The following is a 16,883-nucleotide window of genomic DNA, read 5'->3' on the forward strand; positions in this document are numbered from 1 at the left end:
TTTCAAGGAGGTACTTTATGAAAAAACTGCTTGCTCTTGTGCTTGCCGTCACTGCATTTGCCCTCGCCGGCTGCGGCGGCAGCGCAGACAAACCCGCCGACAACGCCAAGGCGGAGAAGGTCGTCAAGGTCGGTGCATCGCCTGTTCCCCACGCGGAGATCCTCGAGGCGATCCGCCCCGAGCTCGAAAAGGAAGGCGTAAAGCTCGAAATCGTCGAGTTCAACGACTATGTTCAGCCGAACATCGCCACGAACGATAAGGAGATCGACGCGAACTTCTTCCAGCACGAGCCATACCTGAAGAATTTTGTTGAGGAACACCCCGAGCTGAAGCTCGTGAACGTTCTCGGTGTCCACATCGAGCCGATGGGCGTCTACTCGCACAAGATCAAGAAGCTCGACGAGCTGAAGGACGGCGCATCCGTCTCCATCCCGAGCGATCCGACGAACGGCGGCCGTGCGCTGCTGCTCCTCGCGCGTGCGAACCTCATCAAGCTGAAGGACGGTGCCGGTACGACGGCGACGGTGCAGGACATCGTCGACAACCCGAAGCACCTCAAGATCCAGGAGATCGAGGCGCCGCAGCTGCCGCGCACGCTGGATGACGTTGATATCTCCGTCATCAACACGAACTGGGCAATGCAGGCGGATCTCGTGCCGACGCGCGACGCCCTCATCATGGAGGACAAAACCTCGCCGTACGTCAACATCCTCGTCGTCCGCCAGGGCGATGAGAACCGCCCCGAGATTCAGGCGCTCGTCAAGGCGCTCCACTCCGAGACGGTCAAGAACTTCATCAACGATAAGTACAAGGGCGCAATTGTCCCCGCGTTCTGACGGCAACGCAAAAGAGCGCTGTACGATACCAAATATCGTACAGCGCTTTTTTCATCCATTTTCACGGTGTCGCAGGCGTCTCCGCACTCACCGCACCGCGGCGAATCATGTCGCCGACACGCAGATCATAGGAGAGCGCCATCTTGTGCAGGGTCTCCGCCCGTGCGAAGTCCTCGGGCGTCCCGCCGTTGAGCCCCTTGACGAAACTCTCATACGCGCCGATGAACGCCTCCGTCGCCGCCTTGCGCTGTGTGGCGAGGTACTGCGCGCCGTTCGGAACGTCCACAGCATCCAGCTCCTTTTGGTACTTTTTGAGGAGGGGGATCATGTCGTCCTGCAGGAGATGGGTCAGTGACTTGCGGTAGACCGTCGTATACGTGCTGCGCTCCGTCTCGGTCAGATTGCGGAACTCCCGCTGTTTCGAGCGGAAAACGCCGTTATAGCGGTCGACAATCGGGCGCGTCGCGTCGATGTAGCGCCCGAGGTTGCTCGCCGCCGCCTTCTGCACTGCCTCGAGATAGGAACGATAGTTCACGATGCGCACGACCTGCCAGCCCGTATCGCCGCGCTCCATGCGCAGCTGCAGGGGGAACTCTAGGTCGGTCCCCTCGTCGCGCACGGTAATGTTCGCCATTGCGGTGCTCCCGTCCCGCACAACGCTGTCGATGTGCAGGAGGGTCGTGTCGCGCAGGTGGCTGCACTCCATGAGATACTCAAAGTCGATGCCGAGCTGGCGTCCCTTCAGCGGGTCTACGCCCTCAGGGGTCGGCCACGTCCCGCTCCCGACCGCCGTCAAAATGCTCTGCGCCATCCCGCCTGCGACGCTGTCCTTGATGCTCTCGTAGAACTTTCCCGATTTATTTCGTTCTTTTTCCTTCAGATGTGTATCGCCCGAAAAGAGGACGTAGGTGAGATCGTCATATCCCGCCGCCGTTACAGCATTGATATTCACGCGCCGCTGAAACGCCTCCGCATCATGCGCGGTGAGCGCTGCCGCCGCCTGCTCGAGAGCGTAGGCGGGACGCTGTATGTAGTAGCCGAGATACCACGCGAGGACGGCGATCGCCAGGACGATCACCCCTGCTGCCGCGCGAAACTTACGCTGACTCGCCCTGCGTCGGCGTGCGAGGCGCACGCGCCACGCAAACTCATCCAGCGGCATTGCCACACCTCCCTTTGCACGAATTCGAATGATGCTATTATAGCATGGAATACGTCCCCCGTTCAATCAGTGAAAATTACTCTCTACGAAAAAGACTGCCGTACGAGGTTCATCGCCCTTCGTACAGCAGTCCGCCATCCTTCTTTATCTCCCCAGCACCTCATCCATCGACTGCTTCATCCGCGTGATCGCCGTGTCAAGATCGTCGCGCCCGATGTTCAGCGGCGGATTGAAGTAAAGTACGTCACCGAGCGGGCGCAGGAGCAGCCCGTGCCGGAGCGCACGGCGATAGATCGCATAGCCAAGGCGCCGCCCTCCGTCAAAGGGCCGTTTCTCCGCGCGGTCCTCGACAAGTTCGAGCGCATGGATCAGCCCGATGTGACGGATCTCACCGACGTTCGGATGCGCACCGAACGTCTCCGTCATGCGCGCAGTCAGCCACGCCGCCGTGTTCTCCGCCCGCTCCAAAATATTCTCCTCATCGAGAATGTCGAGCACGGCGAGCGCTGCACTGCAGCCGAGCGGATTCCCCGCGTACGTATGACTGTGCATGAACGCCTTGCCCTCGCTCCAGTCGGCATAGAATGCCTCGTAGATCTTCTCCTTCACAACGGTGATAGACATGGGCATATAGCCTCCCGTCAGCCCCTTCGAGAGGCACATGAGATCGGGCGTAATCCCCGCACGCTCACACGCAAAGAGCCGTCCCGTGCGTCCGAACCCCGTCGCAATCTCGTCGGCGATGAGGAGAACATCGTATTCGTCACAGAGGGCGCGCAGCTTCCTGAGATATTCCTCGGGATAGATGCGCATCCCCGCACTCCCCTGCAGGAGCGGCTCGACGATCATCGCCGCCGTCTCGTGCCCGTGCGCGGCAAAGGCACGCTCTGCATGCTCAAAGCACGCACAGGAGCAGGTGCCGCGCGTCTCCCCATAGGGACAGCGGTAGCAGTCGGGCGCCTCGATATGGATGTTGTCCATCATCATCGGCTTGTACATCTCGGCAAAGAGATCCATGCTCCCCACCGAGAGCGCGCCGATCGTCTCGCCGTGATAGCTCTCCGAGAGGCACATGAAGCGAATTTTTTTCGTGCGCCCCGTCTGCTGGCAGTATTGGAAGGACATCTTGAGCGCCGCCTCGACCGCAGAGGAACCATTGTCGTTGAAGTGGAACTTCGTCAGTCCCTCGGGCACAAGCGCCGTCAGACGCTCGGCAAGTTCGATCGCGCCGCGGTGTGAGAAATTTGCAAAGATCACGTGCTCGAGGCGGTCGAGCTGCGCCTTGATGTGTGCGTTGATCTTCTCGTTGGAATGCCCCAGGAGATTTGCCCACCAAGAGCTCACAATATCGAGGTAGGACTTGCCGTGTACATCGCAGAGCCATGGCCCCTTTGCGTGGTCAATGACCATCGGCGGCAGCTCCTCATAGTCCTTCATCTGCGCGCACGGATGCCAAATCCGGCGCAGGTCGCGCTCCTCAATTGTCGGCATAAAAATGACCCCTCCTACGAAAGCACTGATACACGCAGTGCTTTCCTAAACACACATTACACACAAAGCACGAAGTTTTTCCTTTCGTGCGGCAGCTTCCTCTACAGAGTTCCTATGCCCCCAGCACCTCATCCATCGACGCCTTCATCCATGCGATGGCAGTGCTGAGGTCATCACGTCCGATGTTCAGCGGCGGATTGAAGTAAAGCACGTCGCCGAGCGGGCGCAGGAGCAGCCCGTACCGGAGGGCATGGCGATAGATCGTGTAGCCAAGGCGGCGACTGGGATCAAAGGGACGCTTTGCCTCGCGATCCTCGACCAGCTCAACCGCATGAATCAGCCCGATGTGGCGGATCTCACCGACGTTCGGATGCGCACCGAACGTCTCCGTCATGCGCGCAGTCAGCCACGATGCTGTCTCCTCCGCCCGCTCCAGAACATTCTCCTCATCGAGAATGTCGAGCACGGCGAGCGCCGCGCTGCAGCCGAGCGGATTGCCCGCATACGTGTGACCTTGCATGAACGCCTTGCCCTCGCTCCAGTCTGCATAGAACGCGTCGTAGATCTTTTCCTTGACGACGGTGATCGCGGTAGGCATATAGCCGCTTGTCAGCCCCTTTGAGAGGCACATGAGATCGGGCGTGATGCCCGCACGCTCACACGCAAAGAGCCGTCCCGTGCACCCGAATCCCGTCGCAATCTCGTCAGCGATGAGGAGGACATCGTATGCGTCGCAGAGGCCGCGCAGCTTTCTGAGATATTCCTCGGGGTAGATGCGCATCCCCGCGCACCCCTGCAGGAGCGGCTCGACGATCATCGCCGCCGTCTCGTGTCCGTGTGCGGCAAAGGCACGCTCCGCATGCTCAAAACACGCGCAGGAGCAGGTATCGCGCGTCTCCCCATAGGGGCAGCGATAGCAGTCGGGTGCCTCGATATGGATAGTGTCCATCATCATCGTCTTGTACATCTCGGCAAAGAGATCCACGCCCCCCACGGAGAGCGCACCGATTGTCCCTCCGTGATACCCTTCAGAAAGGCACATAAACCGCGTCTTTTTCGTACGCCCTGTCTGCTGACAGTACTGAAACGCCATCTTGAGCGCCGCCTCTACAGCGGCCGAGCCGTTATCGTTGAAATTGAACTTCGTCAGTCCCTCGGGCACGAGCATCGCCAGCCGCTCTGCAAGCTCAATCGCGGGACGATGGGAGAAATTCGCAAAGACGACGTGCTCGAGCCGCCTCAGCTGCGCCGTAATCCGCGCATCGATCTTCTCGTTCGTATGTCCGAGGAGATTCGCCCACCACGAACTGATAATATCGAGATAGCCCTTGCCGTGCACATCGTAGAGCCATGCCCCCTTTGCGTGATCGATCACCATCGGCGGCAGCTGCTCATAGTCCTTCATCTGCGCGCACGGGTGCCAGATATGGCGCAGGTCACGCTCCTCAATCGTCGGCATAAAAGCTCTCCTCCTGCGGAATCACGGATAAAACAGCCCCTCGGATTGGCGTAGATTTTCCGCCGAAATGCGGGAAAAAGAGGCGTCAAGAGCCGCAGGCTGAATTGATCAGTGCTTCCCAAAACACACATTACTCATACAGCGCGGCAAGCGCATCCGCCCTCATCGGCAGTTCCGCCGCGCCGTGCGGCACACACGCCAAGACACGCGCTCCCGTGATCTCCTCGACCATCCGCACATTGTCCTCCTGCATCAGACCGCCCTGCCAATTGTTGAAGATAAAGCCCCGCAGGGGAATGCCGCGCGCATAGAGATGCTCTGCCGTCAGCACAGCGGCATTGATCGTTCCGAGCCCTGCATCAGCAACGACGAGGGCAGAGAGCCCCAGCCGCACGGCAAGATCGTCAAGGACGACGTGCTCATCGCCGTCCCAGCGCAGCGGGCAGATAATGCCGCCGCTCCCCTCCACCGTCAGATAGTCCGTGCGCTCCTTTGCGCGGCGGTAGTCCTGCGCCACCTTTGCAAAATCCATCGGGCGGTGCTCGATCTGCGCTGCGAGATGCGGTGAGACCGCATCGCGATAGACATAGGAGACAGTGACATCCGCCGCATCGAGCTCCGCGACACGCGCCACATGGAGCGCATCACCCGGCAGGAGCGTACCGTCCGCGGCGACCTCCGCGCCCGAGAGTGCCGCCTTATAGTAGCCCGCCGCAAATCCCGCGTCACGGAGACACTTCACAATCAGCCCCGTGACATACGTCTTGCCGATGTCCGTCCCCGTTCCCGTGACAAATAACGCCTTACCCACGTATGATGCGCCTCCCGTCAGCCATCCATGCGATTCGCATGCACGGCTGCCCCCTGCACGGCAGCCGTGCTCCGCGTCTGCGTCTCCTGCGTCTCACGAATCCAGAGCCCCGCCTTGTAGAGGCGAATCCCGACGTACGCCGCCGTGACGCAGAGCAGGAAGTCCGGCAGAACCTGCAGCACGCCGCAGTACCAGACCGCCACCCAGAAACCGATCGGCGCGTCGATAATGTAGTTCGATATGAAGTAGAAATACGGGATGCCGAGGGCATAGAGCACCACCATGCCTGCTGCACACGCGGCAAGTGCACGCCGGAACGTTGGCACGCCGCGGCGCGCCAGCGCGCCCGTCACCCAGCCCTGCAGGATGAACCCGACGAGATAGCCGAACGTCGGCTGAAGCACGTAGGCAGGGCCGCCGCCCGAGGCGAACACGGGAATCCCCACGAGCCCCATAAGTACATACGTGCCGATGGCGAGCGCACCGAGCCGCGCACCGAGCATCAGCCCCGCGAGCAGGGTAAAGAGGAACTGCAGCGTGTAGACATCCGTACCCACAGGGATGCGCACGAACGTCCCGACCGTAATAAGCGCGATAAACAGCCCGCATAGGATTACTTCACGTAACTTCATAATCTTCAGATACCTCCGTAAAAACTGATAGACTCATAGACTTGCTTTATCTTACTCGCTATTTTATTCATTGTCAACCTGAATATTGTGCATTGGTTTACTAAGATTGTATATCAATTACAGAGAGAAAGAGGGACTGCTGACGAAGCTGCAAGCTTCGCATAGCAGTCCCTAATGTGCCCCTTCCACCGCTTGCGCGGTCCCCCTTGCTGACCTGTCCAAGAAGCAAGTCCACAGGACGAAGCTGATTGGGTAATAGGTCGTATGGGAAAACGTCCCAAGAACACGAGCGACAGCGATGTGTGATTGGCTGACGTTGACCGCTCCCCGTGATAACGGGGAAGGCTTGGGATAAAAAACGCCATAGCAGCTTCTCCCGTTTACGGAGGGGCGAGCGTAGCGAGCCGACGGGGGGCGTGGAACAGTTCCACGTTGCCCCTTCCACGGAGCGGGCGACTCCCTTACTGTTTCGTCACCTTCACGCGATCCATCTCCGTGCCGTCGGACAGGAAACACGCGATCTCAAGCCGATCATCCCGGACCTCCATCGTGAGATAGTTATCCGTCTCCGGCTGCGGAAGCGTCACCTCGTCAAAGGCATGGTCGATCCAGAGATTTGGATAGCGCACATTCCCCGCAACACCCGTGAGGATGTAGAGTGGTCCCTTCTGCTCCGGCGTTTTGACAAACGCGTAGATATGCCCGCGATTGCGATAGGTATGCAGATGCGCTGTGAAAACAACATCGATGAGCAGCTCGTCAAAGACGGGCATCCACACCCGGCCGATCTGCTCATCAATACCCTCACTGCGCTCAGGGCGTCCCTGAATACGGTACTGCAATACATCCTTATGCATGAGGACGATATTCCACTTCTTGCGGTGTGCCTTCAGATCGCGGCGGATCCACGCGAGCTGCTCCTCGACCAGCCCGCTCTTAAAGCCGTCGATCTCCTTCTGCTGCGTGCAGAGCACAACATAGTGCACGTCTCCGTAGTCAAAGGAATAGTAATACCGCTCAAATTCTTTACTCCCGTTGCGCGGGGTCTGAAAGTAGTTCAGATATGCGGCAGGGAGGCGCGTCTGCCACTGGCGGTCGTAGGTCTCGTGATTCCCCATAACAGGCACCATTGGGATCACATGGGCCATCTCATCTATGCCCTTAAAGAACTCTGTCCACTGAAACCGATCCTCGCCATTGTCAACGAGATCACCAAGGCAGGCAAAAAGTGCCGTATCCGTATTGCGTGCCCACGCGAGATGCGCCATCTGCTGCCAGTCCGCATAGTCACTTGATTGGCTGTCAGGAAAGATCAGCATCTTATACGATGCATCAGCAGCAGGAGTGCAGAGGTCCTGCCAGCCTGTTGCTCCGTCATTTGCCGTAATGCGATAGCTATACTTCGCTCCCGGCATCAGCTTGTCGATCTCCGCCGTATACTGATGTACCATCACATCATCATCGGAAAAGCCCGTATCGTTCACAGGGATGCGCCGTATCTCCTCCGCGTTCTCCGCCCGTATCTCGACCATCTGATCCATCCCGTCTGCATCGGTCTCCCACATGAGGACACGGCTGCCCCCGGGATCCGAGGTGATGATCTGCCGCAGGCGTTCGATATAGAGAATATTGGGAAAGGGATGCAGACCCTTCCTGCGCAGCCACTCCATACCGGCAAGCTTCCAGAGCGCCGCACCGCCTGCAGCGGCTGTCCCCGCCGCTATCGCCGCCTTGATAAACGTACGGCGCGTAAACGTCTTTTTCCTTTCCATCAACTTCTTCCTCTCTCCTATATAAAGGAATCTCTGATACATCTAAGGAATCACACGAGCCTTACCCGCGCTCCGCCTGCATATAGCAGGATGCGCGTTCTCCCGCCGTGAGTGCATGACCGCCCGCTCGCAGGCGCAGATAGTGTGCCGCGTCCACACAGCTGATGCGTCCGCCGGGCAGATACGCGCCCGTGTCGCAGGCGATGATATTGTTCGGCAAAAAGAGCGGCACTGCTGCGCCGCCGCGCCGCAGCATCTGCGTCGGCGTATGTCCGACAACAACCAGCGTGCTGCCGTGATACCCCGCGAAAAACTTCTCACGAATCCAAAGCATATCCTCCCGGCAGTCCTCCGCCGCAGGATTCACACCCGCATGAACGAAGAGAATGTCCTCATCGGCATGCGATGTGCGGAAGGAAATTGGGCGTGACCGAACGAATGCCGTCAGCGATTCCGCCTCCGCCTTTGGCAGAGCGGCAAGCTGCTTTCTCGTGATCCTGCCGCCGTTCGCCAGCCAGAGATCGAAGTGCCCCATGATCGTGCGCCCCAGTCCATACGCATCAATATAGCTGAGCATCATCGCCTCGTGGTTGCCCATGAGTGCGTGGACATTGCGGTACTTCTCCACCTGCCGCTGCACGAACTGCAGGGCACGGACAGGCGCGGCGCCGCGGTCGATATAGTCGCCGAGAAAGACGAGCAGATCCCGCTCATCGTCAAACGCAATCTTCTTCCAGAGACGTTCGAGCCCGTCTGCCTCCCCGTGCACATCGCCGACAGCAAGAATCCGGCGAAACATCCGATCGCCCCCCTCCGCAATAAATATTTCTATTATATCGTAAGAACCCTGAAATCCGCATGAGAATATCCCGTATACAAAACGCTGTCTCCGCATAACATTGACAATCGTCCCATGGAGATATATGATAGTGCAGGATAAATTTGTTTATTTTCAGGCAGGAGGACGCACATGATAGAACGCTATACGCGGCCGGAAATGGGGCATCTCTGGTCGATTCAGAACGAGTGGCAGACCATTCTGAACGTCGAGATCGCTGCGTGTGAGGCAATGGCGGAACTGGGGGAAATCCCCGCCGCCGCCGTGGAGAACATCAAGGCAAAGGCGAAGTTTGACGTCGCGCGCATCAACGAGATCGAAAAGACCACCGACCACGACATCATTGCCTTCCTCACGAACCTCGAAGAGAACATCGGCGAGGACTCGAAATACATCCACAAGGGACTCACCTCGAGCGACGTGAAGGACACGGCATACTGCGTCATGATGCGCGACGCCGCCGCCATCATCCTCGACGATCTGCAGGAATTCCGCACCGTGCTCCGCCGCCGCGCGAACGAGTTCCGTCATACGCCGTGCATCGGACGTACACACGGCATCCACGCGGAGCCGATGACCTTCGGCCTGAAGCTCCTCCTCTGGAGTGCAGAGATCGAGCGCGACATCGAGCGTCTTACGCATGCCAAGAAAATCGTCTCCGTCGGCAAGCTCTCGGGCGCCGTCGGCACCTACTCCAACATCAACCCGCGCATCGAGGAGCTGACGTGCAAAAAACTGGGGCTGACGCCCGTCCGTCTGGCGACACAAGTCATCCAGCGTGACCGCCACGCCGAGTTCGTCACGACACTCGCCATCATTGCGAGCACCTTGGAAAAGATCGCCACCGAGATCCGCAACCTCCAGCGCACGGACATCCGTGAGGCAGAGGAGTTCTTCAAGGCGGGACAGAAGGGCTCGTCGGCGATGCCGCACAAGCGCAATCCGATCAACTGCGAGCGTGTCTCGGGCATGGCACGCCTCGTGCGCGGTAACGCCGTCGCGGCGATGGAGGACATCACCCTCTGGCATGAACGTGACATCTCGCATTCCTCCGTCGAGCGCGTCATCCTGCCCGACAGCACGATCAATGTGGACTACTGTCTGCACAAGCTGACCGGCATCGTGGACAAGCTCCTCGTCTACCCAGACGCCATGCTGCACAACATGAACCGCACGGGCGGTCTCATCTACAGCCAGCGCATCCTCACGGCACTCGTCAACAAGGGCATCCTGCGTCAGACTGCCTACGTCTGGGTGCAGCGCAACGCCATGAAGCGCTGGCTCGACAAGGAGGATTTCCGCACGAACGTCGAGAAGGACGCCGACATCTCCGCCCACCTCACGAAGGAGGAAATCGACGCGTGCTTTGACTACCAGTACTTCCTGCGCAACGTCGACGACATCTTTGCACGATTTGATCTCTAAGGAGAAGAAATAAGGGGGACTCATTATGTCAACCATCGTTATTACGGGAACGCAGTGGGGCGACGAGGGCAAAGGGAAAATCGTCGACTACCTCGCGAGCAAGGCAGACACCGTCGTCCGCTATCAAGGCGGCTGCAATGCGGGACACACCGTCGTCGCGGCAGGCGAAGAGTATAAACTCCGCCTCCTGCCCTCAGGCATCCTCTACAAAGGCACGCACAACATCATCGCGAACGGCGTCGCCTTTGACCCCGAAGTCTGTCTGCAGGAGATGGACGCCATGGCGGCGCGCGGCATCGACACATCGAACATTCGCATCTCCGACCGTGCGCACGTCGTCATGCCCTACCACCGACTGATGGACGGCATCGGCGACGCCCAGCGCGGCGCAGACAAGATCGGCACCACGGGACGCGGCATCGGCCCCTGCTACATGGACCGTGACGACCGCATCGGCATCCGCGTCTGTGACCTCATGGACGGCGCAGAGTTTGCCAAGAAGCTCAAGAAAAACCTCGACAACAAGAACGCAGAGCTCGCCGCTGTCTACCACCACGAGCCCCTTGACTATGACGAGGTGCTGAAGGAGTACCAGGGCTACGCAGAACGTCTGCGTCCGCTCGTCACCGACACCATCCCCCTCATCAACGAGGAGATCGCCGCGGGGCGCAAAATCCTCTTCGAGGGCGCACAGGCGACCATGCTGGACATCGACTACGGCACCTACCCCTACGTCACCGCCTCACACCCCATCTCGGGCGGCGTCACCATCGGCGCGGGGGTTGCGCCGAAGAAGATCGACAAGGTCGTCGGTGTTGTCAAGGCATACTGCACACGCGTCGGCGAGGGTCCCTTCCCCACAGAGCAGCTGAATCCCATCGGAGAGAAACTGCGCGAGGCGGGGCATGAGTTCGGCACCGTCACGGGGCGTCCGCGCCGCACCGGCTGGCTCGACGCCGTCGTCGTCCGCCACGCGGGGATGCTCTCGGGCATCGACTACATGGCGGTCACACGTCTCGACATCCTTGACGGCTTTGACGAGATCAAGATCTGCACGGGCTACAAGTACAGGGGAGAGCTCCTCAAGGGCGTTCCCGCAAGCCTCAACGTCCTCGCCGAGGTCGAGCCGGTCTATGAAGCCTTCCCGGGCTGGAAGACGGACATCTCCGGCATCCGCAGCTACGGCGACCTCCCCGAAAAGGCACGCAAATACCTCGAGCGCATGGCAGAGATCACGGACATTGCCCTCGGCGTCATCTCCGTCGGCCCCTCACGCGAGCAGACCATCATCCTCGCAAACGACTTGTTCTAAGAGAATACAAAAACGGCACGGTATGAATCATCTCATATCGTGCCGTTTGACTTATTCAGATGTCCACTGGAGGATACACACAGATGATAAATACTCAACCATCAGCAGCAGCATCAACTAATGCCAAAGAAATCCCCCCAGAAGAGCGAAATCATCTCACCCGTATGATCGATATCGCAATTACAGAAGCTGAGCAGGAATACCGCATGAACGGAATCCTGATGGATGCATCTCAGACACTTCTCTCCTTGCGAAACAACCATTTTGGATAAGCTATTTTTCTCATCTCTTGACGAGACAGGTACTTCTTTTACTGTGCTGACTCCACCTTATCCAGTTTCAGGGAGTATCCCATGATATCCCCGACTTCCTTTATCGTCCCATACACCGTGACATTCTGCCCCTTTTTCAATGCCAGAACAGCATCTTTTAGTTCCTTATTCTTAGCATCTACATCACAACGAATGTGAATCATCGTGTACTTTGCTGCTGTGCCATCAATGGTAATATACTTCACATCCGAATCAATATTACCGATATGTCCACCAATGATCTTTACTGCCTCTCCCTTATAATTTTGATTCGCAGAGGCAGCATTATCCTTTGCTTCACTGAGCAGCACATTGATATCCGCCTCTGCGTATTCCTTCTGTTTTTCTTGCTGCTGTGTGGTAGTGGTTGAATTCCCCTTATTCGCATGGTCTGACTTATCCTTTCCACCGCCACCGCAAGCACCAATCAAGCTGACGACGACAACAATACCGACCAACCCTAAGAGCGCCTTCTTGAACTTCCCCATAACAAACATCTCCTTTGCAACTTAAAGCATAGTGTTTCTCATCCATATCTATTAATTCCACCCCCCTTCATATTCCTGCTTAATATTAAAATATTTTTGAAGTTTTTCTACAAAAAGACAGGTCAACGGCATGAAACACAGCCGTTGACCTGTCTTTTATTTTTCGTTCTACTCCGCCACCGTAAACCCCGCCGCGCGGAAGAACTGCCGATACGCCTCCGCCTTTTTCTCGAGCTTCATCGGATAGGCACGCGAAGTGGACGGCAGACGCGTGACGAGGAGCTCACGACCGCCGCAGCGTGCGGACACGGTCTCGCCCGTCTTGACATCCTTGCCCTTCTTCTCCGCCGTGAGCAGATCAAAGAGGATCTCCGTCGCCTTGCCGCCCGTCGTGCAGATGCGGCGGCACTGTGGGATCTGCGCCAGAATCTCGGGCAGTTCCACCGTCTCCACGACCTTCAGATAGGCGTCGGACGCATTGCCGTGCGTGCGGATGGCGCGCCGCACGCCGGGACATGAGCCGATGCCGCGCTCCGTGAGAAACGCCTTGATGCGCTCCGCATCAAAAGCCTTCTCCCCCGGCACCTGAAAATGTGCCGCATCACCGAAGAACACGAGCCCATAGACGCGCCACATATCGTTCTGAAAGTTCGGGTAGTGGAATGCCATCGCCCGCTTTTCCTTTGCCGGCGGAAAGCTCCCCATCATCAGCACTGTCGCCTGCGGCGGCAGAAACGGCGGGAACGGCCGCAGCTCGATGTCCTGTTCATCCGCTGCGGTATTTTCTTGATTCGTTGTCTTTTTATTCCCCATTGTCCCCTCTTACAGCAGCCCCAATGCGTGCTGGACGACGAGCGACGTCACCGCCACTGCCGCCCAGCACACCATCCCGAGGGCAAGCGGCCGCGCCCCATTCTTTACGAGCGACGGGAGATCCGTGTTCAGCCCGATCGCACTCATCGCGAGCACAATCGCGAACTTTCCGAGCATCCCCAGCCCATGCGAGAGCTCTGCGGGGAGAATGCCCGTCGTATTGACAATGCACGCGACGATGAAGTAGAGCACGAACATCGGAAAGATGCGCCGAAGAGAGAACCCTGCGCCGCTCTTTTTCGCCCCGCGCATCACGAGCAGCGCGAAGAAGAGGCAGACCGGCACGATCATCAGCGTACGCGTCAGCTTCACAATCGTCGCATACGCGCCCGCATCGTGACTGTACGCGTAGCCCGCCGCGACCACGGACGACGTGTCGTTGATCGCCGTGCCCGCCCACATGCCGAAGCCCTGATCGGACATCCCCATCGTGTGCCCGAGGAACGGAAAGAGAAAGACCGCAATCACGTTAAAGAAGAAAATCGTCGCAATCGAGATCACCACATCCCGATCCTTTGCCCCGATCACAGGGGCAACCGCCGCAATCGCCGAGCCGCCGCAGATCGCCGTCCCCGCACCAACGAGCGCCGTCATGTCGCGATCAAGCCCCATCAAACGTCCCACGACAAGCGCCGCAAGGAACGCTGCCGCGAGCGTAAAGACCATCACATAGAGGGACTGCTCCCCCACCTCCACAACGTGAAAGAGATTCATCTCAAAGCCGAGCAGGATGATCGCATACTGGAGAATCTTCTTGCCCGTAAAGCGGATGCCGCTCTCCGTCTTCTCCGGACGCCGCTTTTTCGCGAACAGCATCCCGAGCAGAATGCCGAACACGGGTCCGCCCACGATGGGGAAATACAGCCCCAGCACGTAGGCCGGCACGGCAAACAGCATCGCATAGAGGATACCGTCCATGTACTCTCGTTTCATCGAAATCCTTCTTTCAAAACGCGCCTGCGGGATCATCCCCTACGCAAACAGCTCCGCCCACTCCGCCTCGCGAAAGCCCACCAAGACACGGTCCTTCGTGATGAGGAGCGGCCGCTTCACGAGCATCCCGTCCGAGGCGAGCGCGGCGTACTGCTGCTCCTCCGACATCTCCGGCAGCGTATCCTTCAGCCCGCGGTCGCGGTAGATCATCCCGCTCGTATTGAAGAACCGCTTCAGCGGCAGTCCGCTCTTCTTGTGCCACGCACGCAGCTCCTCTGCCGTCGGGTTCTGTGTCTTAATGTCGCGCATCGGTGCCGCACAGCCGTGCGCACGCAGGAATTTCTCCGCCTTTTGACACGTCGAACACTTCGGGTAGCCGATAAAAAGAACTTCCGTATCTGCCATATTGTTTCCTCCAGTTCCATTGACGAAATAACATATATCTTTATTCAGGAATCACTGATAAACTCAGCCACGCCATCTTGACGCATCTTTTTGCCTGCACTTCGGCAGAAAATCCTCCACAGAGCCCCTCTCTGCGTCCGGTTTTCCGCCTCGTACGGACAAAAAATCTGCGCCAATCCGAGGGACTTCATTTTATCAGTGGTTCCTTTATTATATCGTTACAAAAAAATTTTTCAATTTTTTCTTTTTGACCTATTGACTTTTTGACTTTTAGCGGTATAATAACAATCGAAAGGTGATTGAAGCACCTTCCCAAGAAAGAAAATGACATGACTGATGCAGATACCAAACAGTGCATCAGCCGACAAAACAATCTAAGGAGTTGATCATCATGTTTGGACTTGTACCTTTTGGCGGACATCGCGGGCTGGCTCGCAGCGAGCAGAACAATCCGTTTGCCCTCTTTGATTCCCTCTTTGACCATGACTTCCCCGCAGCGAACTGGGGCGCGTCCTCGTTCAAGGTAGACGTAAAGGACAGCGGCGACCACTACGAGCTCTCCGCCGACCTGCCAGGCGTGACGAAGGAGGACATCAACCTCCGCTACGAGAACGGCTATCTCACCATCGCCGCCGTGCATAACGAGAGCAAGGACGAGAAGGACGATAACGGCAACTACATCCGCCGCGAGCGTCATACGGGCGAAGTCAGCCGCTCGTTCTACATCGACGGCATCGATGACGTGAACATCCGCGCCGAGTTCAAGGACGGCGTCCTGCAGGTCAGCCTGCCGAAGGCGGCAGATGCGCCCGAGCGCAAGCAGATCGAGATCCACTGATCCCGTGCCTTTCTGTCATAGATAAGCAGAGCCACGCGAAAGAGTTACTTTCGCGTGGCTCTTTTTTTGCCGTTTTCACAATTATGTGTATGGATAGATGGCGAGATTGCCGTCCTTGTATTCGCCAACGTAGACATTCTTTAGTTCGTAGCCCGCATCGCGCAGGGCAGCGTTCAGCCACACGTGGTCTTTTTCGATGAGCTCAAGGATATCCTCATCGACCTGCCCGTCGAGGATGAGCGGATAGCGCGCATTTTCCTCACCATACTGGATGATGGTGAGCTGTCCATTCGGTTCAAGCACGGCACGCTTGACATCCTTGATGTAGTAGACGCCCGCCAGACGCAGTTTCAGTGTGAGATCATGCGCGAGGAGGCCCTGCCGCATGCACTCGTCCATGAGGATTTTGCCGCGCTCGATGAGGATGGCAGGTGTGCCGTCAACGATCTCCTTGACGCGGCGGTTGTTCGCCTTGATAAATTTCAGCAGGAGCACGAGGAGCGTCCACGCGACGAGCACGAGGAGGAAGTCAATCACAGAGATGGCACTGCTGTAGATAACACCGCCGATGATGCCGCCGAGCACGTAGTTCTGCACCTGATCGGTCGCGGACGTGGGGGCGAGGTTGCCCTTGCCGAGGAGGTTGATCTGCACGATGAGACAGAGCAGACCGAGAGCGAGTTTTGCGAGTACCAGTAAGTAGACGATCATCTCAGTCCTCCTTATCTACGATCTGTATATCCCGCCGCAGGAGGTGCGTGCGTTCATACTGAAACGACGTGAAGTCCGCATTGAAATGAATCACGTAGAACGTGCCCTCTACATCGACGAGCATGCCCTGCTTCAGATTGGTCGAGTTCACCTTGATATCACTAACAGGGACATCGAGATCCTTCCCGAGGCTCTGCACGAACTGTGCCATGCGTGAGGTCTGCTCGCGGTCGCTCTTCATGCGGTTGTAGTCGCCGTACTGCATGCCGCCGAGAAAGATCACCGCCAGAAACAGTAGGACGACAAGATCGCGATAGCGCGAGGAGAAGCTGCTGCGCAGATACTTGATGCTCACAACAAGCAGCGCAGCGAGCGCGAGGAACGAAATGACATACCACGCCGTATGGCTCGCCTGTCCAACTTGCTCAATATAGCTGTAGGTATAAAATGGCAACGAAACGCCCCCCTTCCATGTTCGTACAGGCTACTACGCCGAACGCTTTCTGTCAATGGGATTTTTAGCGGTGTATGGATTTGGCACGCAAGAGAAATGACAATCTTGCAAAAAAGACAAAATCCCTATAAA

18 protein-coding genes are annotated in these 16,883 nt (G+C 57.7%); 5 read left to right on the forward strand and 13 right to left on the reverse strand.

Features of this window, described 5'->3' with window-relative positions; genetic code table 11:
* Window positions 1–17: 17 nt before the first annotated feature.
* Complete coding sequence (locus ADJ74_RS03155) at window positions 18–836, forward strand: MetQ/NlpA family ABC transporter substrate-binding protein (RefSeq protein WP_050341816.1); 819 nt, start codon at window positions 18–20, stop codon at window positions 834–836.
* Window positions 837–897: 61 nt separating this feature from the next.
* Here ADJ74_RS03155 and ADJ74_RS03160 read toward each other — a convergent pair whose 3' ends face one another.
* The 7 genes from ADJ74_RS03160 to ADJ74_RS03190 form a co-directional block, all read right to left on the reverse strand.
* Window positions 898–1,998 (reverse strand): DUF2939 domain-containing protein, encoded by a 1,101-nt coding sequence (locus tag ADJ74_RS03160; RefSeq protein WP_050341818.1) that lies wholly within the window; start codon window positions 1,996–1,998, stop codon window positions 898–900.
* A 144-nt stretch (window positions 1,999–2,142) separates the two neighbouring features.
* Entirely contained in the window at window positions 2,143–3,489 is a 1,347-nt protein-coding gene (gene bioA / locus ADJ74_RS03165) for an adenosylmethionine--8-amino-7-oxononanoate transaminase (RefSeq protein ID WP_050341820.1), read from the reverse strand.
* Window positions 3,490–3,601: 112 nt separating this feature from the next.
* Window positions 3,602–4,948: an adenosylmethionine--8-amino-7-oxononanoate transaminase gene (gene bioA / locus ADJ74_RS03170; protein ID WP_050341822.1), complete on the reverse strand. Its 1,347-nt coding sequence runs from the start codon at window positions 4,946–4,948 to the stop codon at window positions 3,602–3,604.
* Between the two features lie 130 nt (window positions 4,949–5,078).
* Window positions 5,079–5,759: a dethiobiotin synthase gene (gene bioD, locus ADJ74_RS03175; RefSeq protein WP_050341824.1), complete on the reverse strand. Its 681-nt coding sequence runs from the start codon at window positions 5,757–5,759 to the stop codon at window positions 5,079–5,081.
* Between the two features lie 17 nt (window positions 5,760–5,776).
* The gene (locus tag ADJ74_RS03180; protein ID WP_050341827.1) at window positions 5,777–6,391 is read right to left on the reverse strand and encodes a biotin transporter BioY; all 615 of its coding nucleotides are present in this window, start codon (window positions 6,389–6,391) and stop codon (window positions 5,777–5,779) included.
* Between the two features lie 461 nt (window positions 6,392–6,852).
* Window positions 6,853–8,163 carry a metallophosphoesterase gene (locus ADJ74_RS03185; protein ID WP_050341830.1) on the reverse strand — a complete coding sequence of 437 codons (1,311 nt, stop codon included), beginning with the start codon at window positions 8,161–8,163 and terminating at the stop codon, window positions 6,853–6,855.
* A gap of 61 nt (window positions 8,164–8,224) precedes the next feature.
* On the reverse strand, window positions 8,225–8,962 hold the full coding sequence (locus ADJ74_RS03190; RefSeq protein WP_050341832.1) for a metallophosphoesterase family protein: 738 nt from the start codon (window positions 8,960–8,962) through the stop codon (window positions 8,225–8,227).
* Window positions 8,963–9,133: 171 nt separating this feature from the next.
* Between ADJ74_RS03190 and purB the strand changes: the two genes are divergently transcribed.
* From purB to ADJ74_RS11220, 3 genes are all read left to right on the forward strand, one after another.
* A complete protein-coding gene (gene purB / locus ADJ74_RS03195; RefSeq protein WP_006690502.1) occupies window positions 9,134–10,426 on the forward strand; it encodes an adenylosuccinate lyase in 1,293 nt (430 codons plus the stop codon).
* A gap of 25 nt (window positions 10,427–10,451) precedes the next feature.
* On the forward strand, window positions 10,452–11,738 hold the full coding sequence (locus tag ADJ74_RS03200; RefSeq protein ID WP_050341834.1) for an adenylosuccinate synthase: 1,287 nt from the start codon (window positions 10,452–10,454) through the stop codon (window positions 11,736–11,738).
* 83 nt (window positions 11,739–11,821) lie between these two features.
* Window positions 11,822–12,010 (forward strand): hypothetical protein, encoded by a 189-nt coding sequence (locus ADJ74_RS11220; RefSeq protein ID WP_157040580.1) that lies wholly within the window; start codon window positions 11,822–11,824, stop codon window positions 12,008–12,010.
* A gap of 38 nt (window positions 12,011–12,048) precedes the next feature.
* Here ADJ74_RS11220 and ADJ74_RS03205 read toward each other — a convergent pair whose 3' ends face one another.
* The 4 genes from ADJ74_RS03205 to ADJ74_RS03220 form a co-directional block, all read right to left on the reverse strand.
* Complete coding sequence (locus tag ADJ74_RS03205; RefSeq protein ID WP_050341836.1) at window positions 12,049–12,537, reverse strand: hypothetical protein; 489 nt, start codon at window positions 12,535–12,537, stop codon at window positions 12,049–12,051.
* 168 nt (window positions 12,538–12,705) lie between these two features.
* A complete protein-coding gene (locus tag ADJ74_RS03210; protein ID WP_050341838.1) occupies window positions 12,706–13,350 on the reverse strand; it encodes a DNA glycosylase in 645 nt (214 codons plus the stop codon).
* A gap of 9 nt (window positions 13,351–13,359) precedes the next feature.
* The gene (locus ADJ74_RS03215) at window positions 13,360–14,343 is read right to left on the reverse strand and encodes a YeiH family protein (protein ID WP_040572538.1); all 984 of its coding nucleotides are present in this window, start codon (window positions 14,341–14,343) and stop codon (window positions 13,360–13,362) included.
* 39 nt (window positions 14,344–14,382) lie between these two features.
* The gene (locus ADJ74_RS03220) at window positions 14,383–14,748 is read right to left on the reverse strand and encodes an arsenate reductase family protein (RefSeq protein WP_009753687.1); all 366 of its coding nucleotides are present in this window, start codon (window positions 14,746–14,748) and stop codon (window positions 14,383–14,385) included.
* Between the two features lie 391 nt (window positions 14,749–15,139).
* On the opposite strand from ADJ74_RS03220, the gene ADJ74_RS03225 reads away from it, so the two are divergent.
* Complete coding sequence (locus tag ADJ74_RS03225; RefSeq protein WP_050341840.1) at window positions 15,140–15,586, forward strand: Hsp20/alpha crystallin family protein; 447 nt, start codon at window positions 15,140–15,142, stop codon at window positions 15,584–15,586.
* A gap of 81 nt (window positions 15,587–15,667) precedes the next feature.
* Here the strand turns inward: ADJ74_RS03225 and ADJ74_RS03230 are convergent, their stop codons facing one another.
* The gene (locus ADJ74_RS03230) at window positions 15,668–16,297 is read right to left on the reverse strand and encodes a DUF421 domain-containing protein (protein ID WP_050341842.1); all 630 of its coding nucleotides are present in this window, start codon (window positions 16,295–16,297) and stop codon (window positions 15,668–15,670) included.
* Between the two features lies 1 nt (window position 16,298).
* Window positions 16,299–16,751, reverse strand: a complete 453-nt coding sequence (locus ADJ74_RS03235) for a DUF3290 domain-containing protein (RefSeq protein ID WP_050341844.1) — start codon at window positions 16,749–16,751, stop codon at window positions 16,299–16,301.
* Between the last annotated feature and the right edge of the window lie 132 nt (window positions 16,752–16,883).

The organism is Selenomonas sp. oral taxon 478 (genome assembly GCF_001189555.1).
Lineage (GTDB): Bacteria > Bacillota > Negativicutes > Selenomonadales > Selenomonadaceae > Centipeda > Centipeda felix.

Coding starts and splice junctions, on each gene's coding strand:
- ADJ74_RS03155 (WP_050341816.1), top strand. CDS start 18: ATGAAAAAACTGCTTGCTCTTGTGCTTGCCGTCACTGCATTTGCCCTC.
- ADJ74_RS03160 (WP_050341818.1), bottom strand. CDS start 1,998: ATGCCGCTGGATGAGTTTGCGTGGCGCGTGCGCCTCGCACGCCGACGC.
- bioA (WP_050341820.1), bottom strand. CDS start 3,489: ATGCCGACAATTGAGGAGCGCGACCTGCGCCGGATTTGGCATCCGTGC.
- bioA (WP_050341822.1), bottom strand. CDS start 4,948: ATGCCGACGATTGAGGAGCGTGACCTGCGCCATATCTGGCACCCGTGC.
- ADJ74_RS03180 (WP_050341827.1), bottom strand. CDS start 6,391: ATGAAGTTACGTGAAGTAATCCTATGCGGGCTGTTTATCGCGCTTATT.
- ADJ74_RS03185 (WP_050341830.1), bottom strand. CDS start 8,163: ATGGAAAGGAAAAAGACGTTTACGCGCCGTACGTTTATCAAGGCGGCG.
- ADJ74_RS03190 (WP_050341832.1), bottom strand. CDS start 8,962: ATGTTTCGCCGGATTCTTGCTGTCGGCGATGTGCACGGGGAGGCAGAC.
- purB (WP_006690502.1), top strand. CDS start 9,134: ATGATAGAACGCTATACGCGGCCGGAAATGGGGCATCTCTGGTCGATT.
- ADJ74_RS03200 (WP_050341834.1), top strand. CDS start 10,452: ATGTCAACCATCGTTATTACGGGAACGCAGTGGGGCGACGAGGGCAAA.
- ADJ74_RS11220 (WP_157040580.1), top strand. CDS start 11,822: ATGATAAATACTCAACCATCAGCAGCAGCATCAACTAATGCCAAAGAA.
- ADJ74_RS03205 (WP_050341836.1), bottom strand. CDS start 12,537: ATGGGGAAGTTCAAGAAGGCGCTCTTAGGGTTGGTCGGTATTGTTGTC.
- ADJ74_RS03210 (WP_050341838.1), bottom strand. CDS start 13,350: ATGGGGAATAAAAAGACAACGAATCAAGAAAATACCGCAGCGGATGAA.
- ADJ74_RS03215 (WP_040572538.1), bottom strand. CDS start 14,343: ATGAAACGAGAGTACATGGACGGTATCCTCTATGCGATGCTGTTTGCC.
- ADJ74_RS03220 (WP_009753687.1), bottom strand. CDS start 14,748: ATGGCAGATACGGAAGTTCTTTTTATCGGCTACCCGAAGTGTTCGACG.
- ADJ74_RS03225 (WP_050341840.1), top strand. CDS start 15,140: ATGTTTGGACTTGTACCTTTTGGCGGACATCGCGGGCTGGCTCGCAGC.
- ADJ74_RS03230 (WP_050341842.1), bottom strand. CDS start 16,297: ATGATCGTCTACTTACTGGTACTCGCAAAACTCGCTCTCGGTCTGCTC.